The 17,727-nt window shown below is 40.5% G+C and carries 16 protein-coding genes; 8 read left to right on the top strand and 8 right to left on the bottom strand.

The genetic code is table 11. From position 1 onward, the window contains the following. Positions 1-74: 74 nt before the first annotated feature. Complete coding sequence (locus D2V08_RS03695; RefSeq protein ID WP_119606749.1) at positions 75-629, top strand: sigma-70 family RNA polymerase sigma factor; 555 nt, start codon at positions 75-77, stop codon at positions 627-629. Between the two features lie 2 nt (positions 630-631). Further along, positions 632-862 (top strand): hypothetical protein, encoded by a 231-nt coding sequence (locus D2V08_RS03690; RefSeq protein ID WP_119606748.1) that lies wholly within the window; start codon positions 632-634, stop codon positions 860-862. Here the strand turns inward: D2V08_RS03690 and D2V08_RS03685 are convergent. Further along, positions 859-1,683 (bottom strand): UbiA prenyltransferase family protein, encoded by an 825-nt coding sequence (locus D2V08_RS03685; RefSeq protein WP_119606747.1) that lies wholly within the window; start codon positions 1,681-1,683, stop codon positions 859-861. The two genes, D2V08_RS03690 and D2V08_RS03685, sit on opposite strands and share 4 nt — an antisense overlap. Positions 1,684-1,808: 125 nt before the next feature. On the opposite strand from D2V08_RS03685, the gene gcvP reads away from it, so the two are divergent. The 4 genes from gcvP to D2V08_RS03665 all read left to right on the top strand — a co-directional run bounded on the left by gcvP (position 1,809) and on the right by D2V08_RS03665 (position 7,300). Then, positions 1,809-4,664: an aminomethyl-transferring glycine dehydrogenase gene (gene gcvP, locus D2V08_RS03680; RefSeq protein WP_119606873.1), complete on the top strand. Its 2,856-nt coding sequence runs from the start codon at positions 1,809-1,811 to the stop codon at positions 4,662-4,664. Positions 4,665-4,833: 169 nt separating this feature from the next. Continuing rightward, positions 4,834-5,892 (top strand): 3-oxoacyl-ACP synthase III family protein, encoded by a 1,059-nt coding sequence (locus D2V08_RS03675; RefSeq protein ID WP_119606746.1) that lies wholly within the window; start codon positions 4,834-4,836, stop codon positions 5,890-5,892. After that, positions 5,893-6,420, top strand: a complete 528-nt coding sequence (locus D2V08_RS03670; RefSeq protein WP_119606745.1) for a class I SAM-dependent methyltransferase — start codon at positions 5,893-5,895, stop codon at positions 6,418-6,420. Positions 6,421-6,457: 37 nt separating this feature from the next. Beyond that, positions 6,458-7,300 (top strand): glycosyltransferase family 2 protein, encoded by an 843-nt coding sequence (locus D2V08_RS03665; RefSeq protein WP_119606744.1) that lies wholly within the window; start codon positions 6,458-6,460, stop codon positions 7,298-7,300. A 338-nt stretch (positions 7,301-7,638) separates the two neighbouring features. Here the strand turns inward: D2V08_RS03665 and pafA are convergent, their stop codons facing one another. Then, positions 7,639-9,315: an alkaline phosphatase PafA gene (pafA, locus tag D2V08_RS03660; RefSeq protein WP_119606743.1), complete on the bottom strand. Its 1,677-nt coding sequence runs from the start codon at positions 9,313-9,315 to the stop codon at positions 7,639-7,641. Positions 9,316-9,431: 116 nt separating this feature from the next. Here pafA and D2V08_RS03655 point away from each other — a divergent pair, with 116 nt between their 5' ends. After that, positions 9,432-10,169: an MlaE family ABC transporter permease gene (locus D2V08_RS03655; protein WP_119606742.1), complete on the top strand. Its 738-nt coding sequence runs from the start codon at positions 9,432-9,434 to the stop codon at positions 10,167-10,169. After that, positions 10,169-10,936, top strand: a complete 768-nt coding sequence (locus D2V08_RS03650; protein ID WP_119606741.1) for an ABC transporter ATP-binding protein — start codon at positions 10,169-10,171, stop codon at positions 10,934-10,936. Before D2V08_RS03655 ends, D2V08_RS03650 begins: the two co-directional genes overlap by 1 nt. A gap of 93 nt (positions 10,937-11,029) precedes the next feature. Here D2V08_RS03650 and D2V08_RS03645 read toward each other — a convergent pair whose 3' ends face one another. The 6 genes from D2V08_RS03645 to D2V08_RS03620 all read right to left on the bottom strand — a co-directional run bounded on the left by D2V08_RS03645 (position 11,030) and on the right by D2V08_RS03620 (position 17,725). Beyond that, the gene (locus D2V08_RS03645) at positions 11,030-12,484 is read right to left on the bottom strand and encodes a DUF389 domain-containing protein (protein ID WP_119606740.1); all 1,455 of its coding nucleotides are present in this window, start codon (positions 12,482-12,484) and stop codon (positions 11,030-11,032) included. Positions 12,485-12,487: 3 nt separating this feature from the next. After that, positions 12,488-13,567, bottom strand: a complete 1,080-nt coding sequence (locus tag D2V08_RS03640; protein WP_119606739.1) for a mannose-1-phosphate guanylyltransferase — start codon at positions 13,565-13,567, stop codon at positions 12,488-12,490. 105 nt (positions 13,568-13,672) lie between these two features. Continuing rightward, entirely contained in the window at positions 13,673-14,272 is a 600-nt protein-coding gene (locus tag D2V08_RS03635; protein ID WP_119606738.1) for a SprT-like domain-containing protein, read from the bottom strand. A 46-nt stretch (positions 14,273-14,318) separates the two neighbouring features. Further along, a complete protein-coding gene (locus tag D2V08_RS03630) occupies positions 14,319-14,996 on the bottom strand; it encodes an SDR family NAD(P)-dependent oxidoreductase (RefSeq protein ID WP_119606737.1) in 678 nt (225 codons plus the stop codon). Positions 14,997-15,015: 19 nt separating this feature from the next. After that, complete coding sequence (locus D2V08_RS03625; protein WP_119606736.1) at positions 15,016-15,996, bottom strand: M28 family metallopeptidase; 981 nt, start codon at positions 15,994-15,996, stop codon at positions 15,016-15,018. A 94-nt stretch (positions 15,997-16,090) separates the two neighbouring features. Continuing rightward, positions 16,091-17,725: a pyruvate dehydrogenase complex dihydrolipoamide acetyltransferase gene (locus D2V08_RS03620; RefSeq protein WP_119606735.1), complete on the bottom strand. Its 1,635-nt coding sequence runs from the start codon at positions 17,723-17,725 to the stop codon at positions 16,091-16,093. Between the last annotated feature and the right edge of the window lie 2 nt (positions 17,726-17,727).

The raw sequence follows: 17,727 nt of genomic DNA, 5'->3' as shown, positions 1-17,727 counted from the left end.
GGATGCGTCTAACACATTCCCAACCATGGAATTATATGTCCAAAAACCATTACATTTGGTAATTCGATAGGAATATGGCCAAACACAAACTTCAACCAGACCATTGGGTAGACCAATATGCGGATTACCTGTTCAACTATGCAGTTTCTCGTGTTAGCGATGCGGAAATTGCAAAAGACTTGGTGCAGGAAACCTTTTTTGCAGGTCTCAACTCGGCCAAGAACTACAAAGGTGATGCTGCCGAACGCACGTGGTTGGTATCTATACTTAAACGAAAAGTAATAGACCATTACCGAAAAATAAACTCCAAAAAAGGAAAAGCAGAAGTACGCATGAACTACAGTTCCGATTCGGAAGCTGAAGGTGATTGGCTGGAACAGCAAGTGGCCGACCCTTATAGCAAAGATGGTGACAACGTGCTTGAAAATGAAGAATTGGGGTCTGCAATTCAAGATTGTATCACAAAACTACCTCAAAAACAGGCTTTGGTTTTCAAATTGAAAACAATTCAAGGCATGAGCACTGAAGATGTTTGTAATGAACTGGATATAAATCCGTCCAATCTGTGGGTAATGATCCATAGAGCAAGGACGGCACTCATGGGTTGTTTAAACGAAAATTGGTTTTAGGTATGAAGATTTCATGTAAAGAGGCATCAGGCATTTGTGACAAGTCCCAATATAAGGAGGCTAATTTGTGGGACATCATTAAACTTCGCATCCACCTAACATATTGCAAGGTTTGCCGCGCGTACTCCAAAAAGAATAGCGAACTAACTTCACTATGTGATAGAGCTGGACTTACCATGCTATCTGATGATGACAAGAAAAAAATGAAAAGAGACCTAGAAGATAAGATCTAAAAATAATTTTCAGTCCACCAAAACAGAAGAAACCAGAAAATCGGTATTGCCTCCACCCAAAACATTACAAAATATCTTGACTGCAATCGCTTTCCCGAACAAAGTACAAGAACAAGGGCTGCTGACAAAACTAACCGAAGTGCAATTTCAAGCTGATGTAGTTCATCCTTCAAAAAAGTCAACAGGAAAAACATCAGGGCAATACCAATTCCCAATCGCTTCGTATTTTTAATTCCAAGTACTTGAGGCAATGTTCGGAGACTTTTATGGTCCCATTGCATATCCCTAATCTCAAAAGGTAGAATAAGTACTAAAACCAATAGCATCCTTTGAATAAACGTTACCGAAAAATCCCAATTTAAAGACATATTGGCATCCAAAACTGGTAGCAAAACCGAAAAACCGGCCCAAACAAAGGCCACAATATATATTTTCAACCCTGCCAAATTCCGTAAGTTCTTGGCTCTTGGCAACAATGGAACCGCATACAGGGCAGAAAGTACACCCAAAACAACGGTAGCCAGCCAAATTTCCTCATCCAATTGAATCAAAAAGTAAATGGCAAAGGCAAAGGATATAAAACTGAATATTTGAATGATTTTATGGTAGGCGTTGGACACAATTAGGTATTTGTAGGCTTCCACTCCATACTTGATAAAATTGTAACAAACAATCACACTAAAAAAAATAAAACCTAAAAGGTCAATGTCCGACGAACTCCCCAAAAGATGAAAGGTAACCCCAGCCATTGAAATCACCGCTACAGCCACATGAATGCTCGCATCCAGATAAAAATCGAAAAAAGCCTTTAAGGTTCGCATGGAGTAAAATCTAGTGCATTTTCCCAAAGGTTAACTTGTGGTTAACAACTTTGGTTCAGAGTCTTTCAAAATTGACCATTTTCATCGAATTAATCCCTAATTTTGTGCACTTTATTGGATTGAACATGAACACAGAGGTTTTTGCCGCCAGACACATTGGCATCACAGAAAGAGACTTACCCCACATGCTTGAAACCATTGGGGTGGAAAATGTGGAACAACTCATTAATGAGACCATTCCCGATGACATCAAATTAAAAAGACCACTAGATCTTCCAGAAGGTATTAGCGAACATGAGTTCCTAAATCACCTACAAGATTTGGCCAAAAAGAACAAGGTTTTTAAAACCTATATTGGTTTAGGGTACCATGAGTCCCTTACGCCATCGGTCATCAAAAGAAATATTCTGGAAAATCCAGGTTGGTATACCGCCTACACACCGTACCAAGCGGAGATTGCCCAAGGTAGATTGGAAGCTCTTTTAAACTTCCAAACCATGGTAAGCGATCTTACCGGTATGGAACTTGCCAATGCCTCTCTTTTGGACGAAAGTACCGCTGCCGCAGAAGCCATGAGCATGCTGTTCGAGGTGCGTAGCCGCCAACAAAAAAAGGGCGATGTTGTAAAATTCTTCGTTTCTGAAGAAATACTTCCCCAAACCATGAGTTTGCTCGAAACACGTGCTACGCCCTTAGGTATAGAGTTGGTTTTGGGTAATCATGAAGATTTTGATTTTTCTGATAAGTTCTTTGGTGCATTATTGCAATACCCGGGAAAACATGGTCAAGTAAATGATTATGCATCCTTTGTGGAAAAAGCCAAGGCCAAAGAAATTAAAGTAGCGGTTGCCGCAGATATTTTAAGTTTGGTAATGCTGACTCCTCCGGGAGAATGGGGAGTAGATGCAGTTGTTGGCACCACACAACGTTTTGGGATTCCATTGGGCTATGGTGGCCCACACGCCGCATTTTTTGCCACCAAAGAAGCATACAAAAGAAATATTCCCGGCAGAATTATAGGAATCACCAAAGATACCGATGGAAACCCGGCCCTTCGTATGGCACTTCAGACGAGGGAGCAACATATAAAGAGGGACAAAGCAACTTCCAACATCTGTACGGCTCAAGTACTTTTGGCCGTTATGGCAGGAATGTATGCCGTTTACCATGGCCCTGAGGGTCTGAAATATATTGCCAAAAAAGTGCATGGACAGGCCTGCACCATTGCCTCGGCAGTTGAGAAATTTGGTTTAAAGCAATTGAACACTTCCTTTTTCGACACATTGAAGATTGAAGTGGGAGATACTTCCAAAATCAAGCAGATGGCCGAATCGTCCAGCATTAACTTTAATTATGTTGATGATAAGACCATTTCAATTTCCTTGAACGAAGCTACCTCTAATGAAGACGTAATCAAGTTGATGAAATTGTTTATGCTCTTTACAGAACATAAAGAGGATACATTCATTGAAAATGCCATTGGTGACGGGAAAATCCCATCGACCTTACAAAGACAGGCTCCATTCATGCAGCACCAAGTGTTCAATTCCTATCATTCCGAAACAGAATTGATGCGCTACATCAAAAAACTGGAGCGTAAGGATTTGGCATTGAACCAATCTATGATTTCTTTGGGAAGCTGCACCATGAAACTGAATGCCGCTTCGGAAATGCTGCCTTTAAGTTGGGCGGAATGGGGTAACATCCACCCTTTTGTTCCTGTAAACCAAGCTGAAGGATACCAAGAGGTACTGAAATCACTTGAAGAACAATTGAACGTAATCACTGGATTTTCTGCCACATCGCTTCAACCCAATTCTGGAGCACAAGGAGAATACGCCGGACTTATGGTCATCCGTGCCTATCACAAATCAAGAGGAGAAGAACACAGAAACATTTGTTTAATTCCAGCCTCTGCTCACGGAACCAATCCCGCTTCAGCTGTAATGGCAGGCATGAAAGTAGTCGTTACCAAAACCGATGACAAAGGAAACATCGACATGGATGACTTGACTGCAAAAGTAGAGCAACATGCAGACAACTTAGCTGCATTAATGGTCACTTACCCTTCTACTCATGGTGTTTTTGAATCATCCATCAAACAGATTACAAAACTCATCCATGATAATGGTGGACAAGTATATATGGACGGTGCCAATATGAATGCACAAGTGGGATTGACCAATCCCGCAACCATAGGAGCCGATGTTTGTCATTTGAACTTGCACAAGACCTTTGCCATACCACATGGCGGTGGAGGTCCCGGAGTTGGACCTATTTGTGTTGCAGAGCAATTAAAACCTTTCCTTCCTTCCAATCCAGTAATTGAAACTGGCGGAGAAAATGCAATAACTGCGATTTCCGCTGCACCTTGGGGAAGTTCATTGGTTTGTTTGATTTCTTACGGATACATTAAAATGTTAGGTTCAGAAGGACTTCCTAAAGCCACAGAAGCTGCTATTTTAAACGCCAATTATATTAAAGACCGTTTAAAGGGCAAGTTTGATGTACTTTATACCGGTGAACGTGGACGTGCCGCCCATGAGATGATCATTGACTGTAGACCTTTCAAAACAAATGGTATTGAAGTAACTGATATTGCCAAACGCCTTATCGATTACGGATTCCATGCTCCTACGGTTTCTTTCCCCGTTGCAGGAACGTTAATGATCGAACCAACGGAAAGTGAAAGCCGGGCTGAATTGGACAGATTCTGTGATGCATTACTAGCTATCAGAGAGGAAATTGATGAAGCTTCTGCCGAAGAAACAGACAATGTCCTGAAAAATGCCCCGCACACCTTGGGAATGTTAACAAATGATTCTTGGAGTCACCCGTATAGCAGGGAAAAGGCCGCTTTCCCATTACCTTATGTAGCTGAAAATAAGTTTTGGCCAAGTATTAGAAGAACAGATGAAGCGTTTGGGGATCGTAATTTAATGTGCACCTGTACGCCGATCGAAGAGTATATGGAAGTCTAAAAACCATTGTAAACATTGATAAAAGCCTTGATTCTTAAATTAGAGCAAGGCTTTTTTTATATACCGCAACATAAAGGCTATCTTTTGAACATTGTAACAACTGTTATGCACGCATAGTACTACTAGTCTTAATACTTTAACTTGTTGTGATTAAAAACCCCTTTACAAAATGAAAATTGGCATTACAGGTACCGGAAGTTATATTCCTTCCATTATAACCAAAAACGAAGATTTTTTGAATCATGAATTTATGGAGACCGATGGGTCGGCTTTTGAACACCAGAACAACGTGATAATTGAAAAATTCGAGGCCATAACAGGCATAGCCAACCGACGGTACGTCAAACCCGATTTAAAAACTTCTGATATTGGTTTTTTGGCAGCAGAAGAAGCCATTTCAAACGCTGGAATTGACAAAGAAGAACTGGACTACATCATATTTGCGCATAATTTTGGGGACCTCACTCCGGGAAAAATACAAGGAGACACCCTACCCAGCCTTGCCTCCCGAGTAAAACATTTATTACGCATCCAAAATCCAAAATGTGTGGCATACGATGTGATTTTTGGTTGTCCAGGATGGATTGAAGGCGTGATACAAGCCACTGCATTCATTAAAAGCGGAATGGCAAAAAAATGCTTGGTCATTGGAGGAGAAACGCTTTCCAGAGTAGTAGACCATCATGATAGGGACAGTATGATCTTTTCCGATGGAGCTGGAGCCACCATTTTGGAATCCAATACCTCAAACGGTGAAATATTGTCGCATGCATCGCTAACCTATGCCAATGAGGAAGCCTATTATCTATACTTTGACAAGTCCAATAGCCCTACTGCTTGTAAGGATACTCGATATATTAAAATGCAAGGGAGAAAAATTTATGAATTTGCCTGCCTTAATGTACCAAAAGCCATGGCTTCATGTTTAGATGATAGTGGAGTGGACATTGACGATGTCAAGAAAATTTTCATCCATCAAGCCAATGAAAAAATGGATGAGGCCATCATTAAAAGGTTCTATAAAATCTATGGAAAAACGATGCCCGAAAATATAATGCCCATGAGCATTCAGGATTTGGGGAATAGTTCCGTAGCCACAGTACCTACCCTGTACGATATGGTTCTTAAGGGTAAACTACCCGAACATGAAGTAAAAAAGGGAGATGTTGTTATCTTTGCAAGCGTTGGTGCCGGAATGAACATCAATGCCATTGTCTATAGATACTAAATGTACGAAAACAACTTTCCCAACAAACGCTACAAGCATACTTTAGCGTTTCTACAAAAACATATTGATACTTCTGAATCCATTTTGGATCTCGGGGTCGAAAATCCTTTTTCAGAAATAATGAAATCCAAAGGGTACAATGTAAAAAACACCTCGGGTGAAGATTTGGATATAAACTTTCTAAATGCTGCTCAAACTGATGCCGATGTAGTAACTGCCTTTGAAATATTTGAACATTTGGTAGCTCCTTTTAATGTGCTCAAAGAAATCAAAGCTGAGAAATTAGTAGCCAGTATTCCCATGCGATTATGGTTTTCACCAGCATATCGAAGTAAAACAGACCCATGGGATCGTCACTACCACGAATTTGAAGATTGGCAATTTGATTGGCTTTTGGAAAAAGCAGGTTGGACGATCAAAGACACGGCCAAATGGACGAATCCAACCAAAAAAATTGGGATAAGGCCCATCCTTAGATACTTTACAAACAGGTATTATATTGTTTATGCCGAAAGGACCCAAAAGTAATTTGGGATAAATGCCCGAATTTTTAGACTTTTAGCAAATGCGAATCAGTATCGTTATTCCGGCACACAATGAGGTATCTTATTTAAAAGATTGCTTGGACTCTTTTGCATCTCAAACCTATTTGCCCAATGAAGTAATTCTGGTGGACGATAATTCTTCGGACGATACTTTTAAAATTGCCCAAAGTCTTGCAAAGCAACATGACTGGATAAAAGTGCTTCGGCGCAAATCGATTGACGAGCATATTCCCGGAAAAAAAGTAGTGGACACCTTTAATTTTGGTTTGGAACACACCTCGGAATACGACCTCATCGGAAAGTTTGATGCAGATATTGTGTTACCTCCAAATTATTTTGAGCTTATCGTCAATCAATTTCAGGCCAATTGGAAACTGGGCATGTGCTCCGGACTCCTGTTCATTAAAAAAGGTGACGATTGGGTGTATGAAAACATCGCGGACAAATCCCATATCCGAGGACCCATAAAGTTGTACCATAAAGCTTGCTTCAATAAAATAGGCGGATTACGCCCAGGAGCGGGTTGGGATACTGTAGACACCCTTTTGGCCAAATACCACGATTTTGACACCTTAACTCTCCCAGAGCTCAAAGTAAAACACCTCCGCCCTACGGGACATGGATACAGTTCTAAAAACTATCAAATCAAAGGTGTGGCCATGTACAAAATGGGTTACGGGATTGTCCTCACCAAAATAGCCGCCTTAAAAATGGCATGGCAAGCCAAAAGCCCTAGCTTATACATCCAAGCAGTTTTGGGTTACCTTAAAGCGTTCTTTCAACAACAACCAAAGTACGTTTCCAAAAAAGAAGGAAAATTTATCCGAAGTTTTCGCTGGAAAGGGATTTGGTCAAAAATCTAGATTTCTCTATCAAAATACTGATAATCATATTTTTAACAAACTCTTATTTATTAAAATAAGAGAATGCACCTACATGTAACACACAGTAAAACTATAACTGGATACTCAAATAGTTTTTCATCGATTGAAAATGGTCATCCATCAATTTGCCGGATTTTTCAAACCATTATATCTATAAATTTATTAGAAAGCGTATCACCAGCAAACCCAAAGCAAAGTAGATAACAAATCCACTTTAAGTGTAGCCCATTTATCCAACGGTATCTATTTTTTAATTTACCAATACTTGGTAACCGGCAAAAAGATTGTCAAAAAGTGGGCTGTCTTAAAAAAATAGCTTACTCAAAATCCAAAACCTCCCCAATCGGCTGCCCCGTAGCCCCATTTGGGAACGCAATCCCCAACAAAGTAGCAATGGTAGGAGCAATATCTGGTATCTCCGTGCGGTTTACCGTACTTCCCTGTTTAATACCTTTTCCAAAAAGCAATAATGGCACATGGGTATCGTAAATTTGGGCGGAACCATGGGTAGAACCTGTTCTACTGTAAGAAATATATCCAGTGTTCGGCACCAAAAGCACATCCCCAGAACGTTTTTGATTGTATCCATTCTGTAAAATGTACGGGATTCCTTCGGAATACTCATTCTCCCACATTTGGTAACCAGTGTAAACCTGTCCTATTCCTTCATAAGACAATAGCTCCATGGCAATGTTCTTTTGTGCCTGCTCAAGGTCAACATCCAAGTTCGCCAAGATTTTATGATCCAAAAACAATTGATAGTTGGAAAGGTCTCTAACCACATCCGTTGTACCGTATTTGTACTGAAGAAACTCTGCAAACTTCGCTTGCATACCCCCCATATCCAAATAACCTGCAGGAATTTTGGAATCCATCAAATAAGAAGGCACATTGATTGCTGCGTGATCTGCAGTTAAAAAAACCGTATACTCGCCTTGTCCCACTTTTTCATCCAAAGCGGCAAAAATACGAGCCAAATCTTGGTCTAGCCTAATGTAAGTATCTTCAATCTCCTTAGAGTTTACTCCATAAAAATGGCCTACATAATCCGTACTGGAAAAACTGATAGCCAAGAAATCGGTAATGGTATCTGCCCCCAAATCTTCACCTTCCAAAGCTGCCAATGCAAAATCAGCAGTGATACTGTTTCCGTAAGGACTTCTTCTCAATAAATCAAATTGTCCATTTTGTTCCCAAATTGCCGGAAAATCATGTGGAAAAGTGTTGGTCGTTTCGCCTTTTTGCAACCCTTCATAATTATTGGCGTCCAAACCACTTTCCATATAGGTCTCAATAGGTTTTAGCGTATTCCAGGGCTTCTTATAATTTTCTACTGTGTTGGATTCATTAAAATCCACCACCCACTGTGGCAACTCATCCATATAATAAGAACTTGTGATCCAGTTACCTGTTTCCCCTCCTTCAAACCAGTAGGCTGCATTGGCTGCATGACCAGCGGGTAAAATGGCACCCCTGTCCTTCAAGGCCACACCTATTACTTTTCCCCTTTTTTGTGTATGCAAACGCAACTGATCCGTAATGGTGGTGGTAAGCATTCTATGCGGTGACATTTGTCCGGCATCGGACGTAGTTCCTACAGAAGCATAACTATCGTCACCTGCGCAATACACATCTTCACCTGATTCTTTGTCGAACCAATCATTACCAATAATACCGTGCATGGATGGCGTAGTCCCAGTATAAACGGATGTATGACCAGGCCCAGTACTTGTGGGCGCATAATTAAAATGGTTATTCTTACAGTTAAAACCTTCGTTTACCATTCTTTTAAAGCCTCCATCGCCATACTGATCCCAAAAACGGGTCAAATAATCATAGCGCATTTGGTCCACCACAATCCCAACTACAAGTTTAGGTGTTTGGGCAATAAGCTCTTGTTGTGGCTCCTCTGTATTCTTTTTTCTACGCTGACCATATGAAATACTGATCATGCACAATGCTAAAATTGAAACTATAAGATTGGTTGTTCTCATGCTTAGGTTTTAATCAAATAACAACAAAACTATTGATTTCTCCTGTTTAAAAATTTAAATGAAGGTTAAATGCTTAACAATATTCTTATTTTTATCACCTCAAGTCCATAAAACGCATGAAATACCTAGAAGCGATTGGAAAATACTTCATCATGATTTGGGAAGTATTTAAAAAACCTACCAAGTGGCGTATCATGAAAACCTTGATTCTCAAGGAAATCGATGAGCTAATTTTTGGAGCGATGGGCATCATTATTTTTATCTCCTTTTTTATCGGAGGTGTAGTTACCATTCAAACAGCGCTCAACCTAAACAATCCTCTTCTACCTAAAAGTTTAATTGGATTCGCCACGAGGCAATCGGTGATTTTGGAATTCGCCCCCACCTTTACTTCAATAATAATGGCAGGCAAGGTTGGGTCGTACATTACATCCAGCATAGGAACAATGCGGGTAACGGAGCAGATTGATGCTCTCGAAGTTATGGGCATCAACTCACTGAACTACCTTGTATTTCCTAAAATTGTGGCTACCATGCTGTATCCTTTTGCCGTTGCGATTTCCATGTTTGTCGGCATTTTAGGAGGATGGGTGGCAGCCGTATTTGGGGGCTTTGCTCCAAGCGGCGATTTTATACAGGGGCTGCAAATGGATTTTGATTCGTACCATGTAACCTATGCTTTTATTAAATCGATTGTGTTCGCCTTTGTTATTGCAACCGTTCCCTCCTACCACGGATTCTACATGACAGGTGGTGCTTTAGAGGTAGGAAAGGCCAGCACAACATCCTTTGTATGGACCAGTGTGGTAATTATTATTGTGAACTATGTATTAACTCAATTGTTGCTGGGCTGATGATAGAAGTAGAAAATATTCATAAATCATTTGGGGACAATCACGTTCTGAAAGGTATTTCCACAGTATTCGAAAAGGGAAAGACAAACCTAATTATTGGACAAAGTGGCTCAGGTAAAACGGTTTTTATCAAATGTTTGCTTGGTCTTTTTGAACCGGACGAAGGACAAATTTGTTATAACGGCCAATACTATTCAAAGCTTTCGACCAAAGAAAGAAGAAACCTGCGACAAGAAATGGGCATGGTGTTCCAAGGAAGTGCCCTGTTTGATTCCATGACAGTGGAGGGCAATGTAATGTTCCCTTTGGATATGTTCACCAACCAGTCGCAATCGGAAAAGCAAGATCGTGTGGATTTTGTTTTAAAGCGGGTTAACCTGATTGATGCTCATAAAAGATATCCTGCGGAAATTTCTGGGGGAATGCAAAAAAGGGTGGCCATTGCTAGAGCCATTGTAATGAATCCCAAATACTTGTTCTGCGACGAACCCAACTCTGGACTTGACCCAAAAACAGCTATTTTAATTGACAACCTGATACAAGAGATTACCCAAGAATATGACATAACAACGGTAATCAACACCCACGATATGAACTCCGTTATGGAAATCGGGGAAAAAATCATCTTCCTTAAAAATGGGTTTAAAGAATGGGAAGGAACAAATAAAGAAATCTTTAAAACGGATAATAAAGCCGTAACCGATTTTGTCTACTCTTCCGAACTATTTAAAAAAGTACGGCAAATGTACATTGAGGAACGGAATTGATTAGACATCAGACATCAGATATCAGACATCAGACATCAGACATCAGACATCAGACATCAGACATCAGACATCAGACATCAGATGAATAAAAAATCAATCTATTTCTTTAATAACCAAAGTGGTGTCTTGAAGCCTAAGCTTTAACCAAGCCAACATTTTTTTGGAGTCTTCAGCTTTTTTACTGGAACTCACACCATCTTTCCAATCTATCTCAAAAACCGGAACGGTGTCCGTTTTTTTAAAATCGGTGCGAACTTGGTATGAAAAGCCCAATGCATCAATATTCACATAATTGGCCTTGGCCTCTGCACTGATAGCCTGGAAAGGAATTTGCTTGCCCGCGTTTTTGGTCAAAGTGGACAATTCTTCTTCTAGCAGTCGAATTTGTTCATCCTTGTTCAACAATTCCGCTTTATTTTTTTCATAGAGTTCACTAACGTAATTGAACTTTTCTTCGGAATCATCCTTTCCACCTTGGATAATGTTAAGCTCAGCATCCTTAAGCCTATTGTATTCATTCTTTTGTGTCCTCCATGTATTGATAATGTTATCTGGAACCAATTCATCACCCATAAAAACCACTTCTATCATTGATGTCCCATCATCTGCATATTCCAGTTTAGTAAGATTGTCAACATATCTTCCTGCACCATCAAACTGATAAACTTCTACGGTTTCCTGCAAAAACTCCTGCGCCTGTTTCTTAAAAAGTGATTCTTGAAATACCTTATAAAAAGTGAATCCGGCAGGAATCATTACCAAAATACCGGTTATGGATGCCAAACGGGCAATTAGTCTTCTACGTTGAGAATTTGCATAGCGCACCATAGGAAATCTCAAAAACTTGATGACCAAAAATGTGGCCAAGCCAATAAAAATAGTGTTGATAATAAACAGGTACATAGCCCCTGCTGCATACCAAGGTTTTCCTATGGCCAAGCCAAAGCCGACCGTACAAAGTGGTGGCATCAAAGCTGTTGCTATGGCGACTCCAAAAATAACACTGGCAATGGTGCCTTTTTTCGCTCGGGCAATTACAAGTGCAAGTCCACCAAAAAATGCAATCAATACATCTCGAATGTCCGGTTTGGTTCGGGCTAAAAGCTCGGAGGATTCATCCCTAAGGGGGAAAAGATAGAAGAAAAGAAATGCTGTAATAACGCTCAAAACTACCATCACAGCAAAGTTCTTAAGGGATCTTCGCAAAGTGTCGATATCGTTAATGGCCAAGGACATGCCCATGCCCAAAATGGGACCCATTAAAGGAGAAATTAACATGGCTCCAATAACTACTGCGGTTGAATTTGCATTTAACCCAATGGATGCTATAAAAATAGAGCAAACCAAAATCCAAGAGGTATGCCCTTTAAAAGGGATATCCGCTATAATGGATTCCTTGGTAGCTACAGCATCGGTATTGGAACGAATTTCCAATAAATCCGAAAGGAACTTGCGAATACTTCCCAACAGCCCCTTAAAATCCTTTTTTACTTCATCCCCGCTATCTTGGCCAGGAGAAGACTCCATATTTTTTTGGTCTTCGCTCATGTATTATGCAAACTGATCACCGAATTTTTCCTTTACTCGGTTCAATACTTTTTTAATATCCTGTTGTTTGGCCTTTGGATAAATCAAGAGTACTTCTTCTTTATCCACAATAATATAATCCTCTAAACCATCGACCACAACAACTTTCCCTTTTGGAGAACGAATCATATTGCCTTTGGCATCTTCCAAAAGCACTTGAGCATTCACCACTGCATTTTTATCTCGGTCTTTATCCAATTTATCATACAGTGCACCCCAAGTTCCCAAATCGTTCCAATCGAAGGTCGCAGGCAGCGTATAAATGGATTTGGACTGTTCCAAGATAGCATAATCGATGGATATGTTTTCTGCTTTGGCATAATTTTCTTGAATAAAAGCCTTCTCGTCTTCCGTATTATAGCAAGAAATTCCTTCCCCAAACAACCCGTATTGAGTTGGCTGATACTTTTGGAAGGCATCCACGATGGTTTCTACACTCCACATAAATATTCCTGCGTTCCAAAGAAAATTTCCTTGTGCTAAAAATTCTTTTGCCGTTTCATAATCAGGTTTTTCCCTAAACTGAGATACCTTTTTCAAGTTCTCGTCACTTCCTTTTTCAAATTCGATGTAACCAAAACCAGTGTTGGGAAATGTGGGTTGGATTCCTAAAGTACAAAGTGCATTTTCCTTTTCACATTTATCAAAACAAGCTGTGACATCCTTTTCAAATGCAGCTTCATCTTCAATCCAGTGATCACTTGGAGCCACAATCATCACGGCGTTGGGGTTCATTTTTTGAATCTTTAAAGAAGCATACAGAATACAGGGAGCGGTGTTTCGCATTGCGGGTTCGAGCACAACCTGATCCTGCTTTACCTTTGGCAACTGTTCCAAAACCAAGTCATTATATCGTTCATTGGTAAGAATCAAAATGTTTTCGGTGGGAATAAACCTGTTTAAACGATCAAATGTTTTTTGAATCAATGTTTTTCCAGTCCCCAACATATCGTGAAACTGTTTCGGGTTGGATGATGTGCTCACAGGCCAAAATCGGGAACCTACCCCTCCTGCCATTAAAACTGCGTAATAATTCTTGTTCATTTTTCTCCTTTTTTCATTTCTGCGAAAGCAGGAATCCCTTCAGATTTCCCTCATACGTTCGAAATGACGTCCTTAATTTATATTAAGAAGAGTCAATATGACCCTTTACTTAACCAATTCAACTTCTGCATTAGGCTGAAACAAATATAATCTGCCAGTTGACAACTCTATACATTCGTACCGTTTTACTTTTTTGTTTCCCCTTTTGAACAGTTTCCCATTGTACAACCTAAAAATACAGCCTTGTGGCAATTCGTACACATAGCTGTTCTTCCGTTCCTCCTCGTCAAAAGCTTTTAGTGCGATGGATAATCTGGCATCCGTACTGCTACTTGCCTTCGGGTTTTTAAAATGGCTCGCAATTATAGGCAATAATTGAGCAGGAAACACTTCTGGCCTGATGAATGGCACCATTAAATGTTGAAAAGTTCGCTTCCATTCCGTTCCATGCGGCTTTATTCGGCGACCATACTTTTCAAAAGCCACTAGATGTGCAATTTCGTGGACGAGTGTAATTAGAAATCGATACTTGTTCAATGAGGCATTCACCGTAATCTGATGCAACCCATTGGGCAACCTTCGGTAATCTCCATGTCTTGTGACCCTATGGTTTACGATTTTTAAATGTACACCATGGGTTTTGATGAGCTCAAAACAAGGAGCTACTGCAAGCTCGGGAAGATATTTTTGGAGGGTGTTGTTCACTGGGATAAAGTTACAAGTTTATCCATACAATACTTCCTAAATTGCTCTAGGGAGTACTATTACTCACTTGCAACAGCTTGCCGTTATATAATTTTTGTCCGTTCAAGGCAAAATCTTTGATGTAGGCAGCCATTTCCATTGCAGTTGTTGGTGCTTTGTATCCTGGGAATGCCTCTTCCAACATTTCTGTTTGTACCGCACCCAATGCCAAGACATTAAAACTTGGACCTGTTTCTTTATATTCTTCCGCTAATAGTTCTGTAAGCGTTATTACGGCACCTTTGCTTGAACTATATGCTGACAGCCCAGGGAATTTCATACTGCCTTGCACTCCACCCATGGAACTGACCGTGACCACATGGCCTTCCCTGCCCATCATAGGGAGCACGGTCTTGGTCATTTCGGCTACCCCGAACACATTCACTTTGTAAACAGCTTCAAATTCCTCGGCCGTGGTTTCCGAAAAAGGCTTGTTCAATAATCGCCCAGCATTATTGATAAGTACATCCACCACATGCCATTGCTCTAGAAAATTACTTACCTTTTCAAAATCGGATGGATTTCCCAAATCAAAAGGAAATGCATGCACATTGGATAGTCCTAAATCATCAACTGGTCCAACATTACGTGACAATGCTAGAACTTGATGCCCTTCTTGGGCAAAAAGCTGGACCAATTCAAATCCTATTCCCCTACTAGTTCCTGTTATAATAATATTTGCCATAATTAAGTGATGATTCTTTTTATTTTGACAATTTAATCTCTTGAATTGGAGCGTTGATGATTCCTTCTAAAACTGGAATGGTCTTATTCACTAAAGTTGCCATATGGGCAAAATCCATCAGGTCAGGTTCGTCCCCTACTTTATGATAATGATTAAAATTAGTGAAATCAAAAGTGCAAAATGTGTGTGATGGCACTGCAAATTCTTCATGGAACGGGTAGTTGTCCGATCGTTGGTAAAGGTTAAATTCTTTCGCCGTTGGTAAAAAGCCTACCAAATTCTCTTTTGCATATTTATTACTGACTTCTGCCAAATTGGACATATCATATCCAGTGATATACATAAAATAATCCTTTCCCTTTAAGGGAACACCTGTCATCTCAAAATTGAGCATGGTGTACAGGTTTAAATCTTGCTCCTTTAATTTTTTGGCCAAATGTTTAGATCCCAACAAACCTTTTTCCTCGGCGCTGAACAAAGCAAATATTAAACTACGCTTATTGGTTTTTTGTGTTCCGAAGTAACGTGCCAATTCCAAAACCGTTGAAGTTCCCGAAGCATTATCGTTAGCACCATTTGCGATATAATCCCCGTTTTCCGGCTTTATGGTACCAATATGGTCATAATGTGCGCCAACTAAAATGTATTCCTCTTTTAATTTAGGATCATTGCCCTCAATCACACCGACTATGTTATACGCAGGCTTTTTGAAATTTGATAAGGTATCTCGATAGGTTTCAAAATAGGGTCGAAGTCTATAGGACTTGAAATAATTCTCAATATATTTTGCTGCCATTTCTATGCCTTCACTCCCTGAATCTCTTCCTTTTAGGTCATTGGATGCCAAGTAGTTCATCATGTCGCCTATTCTTTCTGAATTGGTAAACGTATCCTCAGAATCCGGTAAAGCTGGCGATTCAATCACCGTGGTTTCCGATACTTGAGTAGAACCACAGTTCATCGCAAAAAGAGTTATTAAGGCATATATCAGTGTCTTCATATTATTACTTTTTGAATTCTTTAAAGATAAAAAAAGCATCCTTAAAAGGATGCTTTTTGATTTGTGTATTCTCGACTGCGTACGAATTGACAGTTTAAGCCAACATGGTCACAGGATTCTCCAAGTATGCTCTTAATGTTTGAAGGAACTGTGCCCCTGTGGCACCATCAACCGTTCTGTGATCGCAAGCCAATGTAATTTTCATTGTGCTGCCTGGTACAATTTCACCATTTTTCACCACTGGTTTTTCAACAATAGCTCCAACCGACAAAATTGCTGAGTTTGGTTGGTTGATAATGGAAGTAAATTCCAAAATACCGAACATCCCTAAATTGGACACGGTAAAGGTGCTTCCTTCCATTTCGTCCGGCTTAATTTTCTTGTTTCTTGCCCTTCCAGCCAAATCTTTTACCGCAGTCCCCAATTGAGTCAAACTCATTTGGTCCGCGAATTTGATTACCGGAACCACAAGACCTTCATCCACTGCTACTGCAACACCCATATGTACATGATGTTTGTACACTGTGGTATCCCCATTCCAAGAGGTATTTACCTGAGGGTGCTTTTTAAGTGCCATCGCACAAGCTTTCAATACCATGTCGTTGAAGGACACTTTGGTATCAGGCAAATTATTTATCTGCGAACGAGACGCCTTTGCATTGTCCATATCCACTTCAATGGTAAGGTAGTAGTGTGGTGCAGAGAATTTGGATTCACCCAAACGCTTGGCAATCACCTTGCGCATGGTGGAATTTTTAACCTCTTCAATACTTTCCTCACCTACTGGCAAACTTACCGGTGCAACTGGTGCCGCTGCGGCTTCAGCTAATTTTTCAGTGGCTGGAGTCGCTTGGGATGGCTGATAATTTTCAACATCCTTTTTGACAATTCTTCCGTTGTCACCTGTTCCTTTTACATCGGCCAAGTTGATTCCCTTTTCTTCCGCAATCTTTTTAGCCAATGGCGAAGCAAAGATGCGTTGGCCGTCTTGGGTAGCGGTTATTGTTTCTTGTTTTTTGGAAGTTGCTTCAGCCTTTGGAGCTTCTTCTTTGGATGTCTCTTTCTTAGGAGCGCTCTTGGAAGAACCTCCTGAAGCTTGTGATTTTAATATAGCATCAACATCGGTTCCTTCTGGGCCAATAATGGCCAATAGTGAATCAACTGGAGCTCCTTCACCTTCTTGGATACCAATGTGCAACAAGGTTCCGGAATAGAATGATTCAAATTCCATAGTGGCTTTGTCGGTCTCTATCTCTGCCAAGATATCTCCTTCTTCGACTTCGTCACCAACACTTTTTAACCAACTGGCCACGGTTCCTTCCTCCATGGTGTCGCTCAATCTCGGCATGGTTACAATCTCTACTCCTTCAGGAATGTCTGCCGGTGCACTGCCCGAAGCTGAACTTTCTGCTTCTGGTTCTGCAGCACCTTCTTCTTCCGATGAATTGGATGAACCCCCAGACCCGTTCAACAGACCGGAAATATCCTCTCCTTCTTCACCGATTATGGCCAAAAGCGAATCAACCGGGGCACCATCACCTTCCTCTATTCCGATGTGGAGCAAGGTCCCTTCATGGAAAGATTCAAATTCCATGGTGGCTTTGTCGGTTTCGATTTCAGCCAATATATCTCCCTCTTCGACTTTGTCCCCTACGTGTTTGAGCCATTTTGCCACGGTTCCTTCTTCCATGGTATCGCTCAATCTAGGCATGTTGATTACTTCTGCCATCT

The organism is Flagellimonas lutimaris, assembly GCF_003581615.1.
GTDB classification, from domain to species: domain Bacteria; phylum Bacteroidota; class Bacteroidia; order Flavobacteriales; family Flavobacteriaceae; genus Flagellimonas; species Flagellimonas lutimaris.
This window is presented reverse-complemented; position numbering and strand designations above follow the sequence as displayed.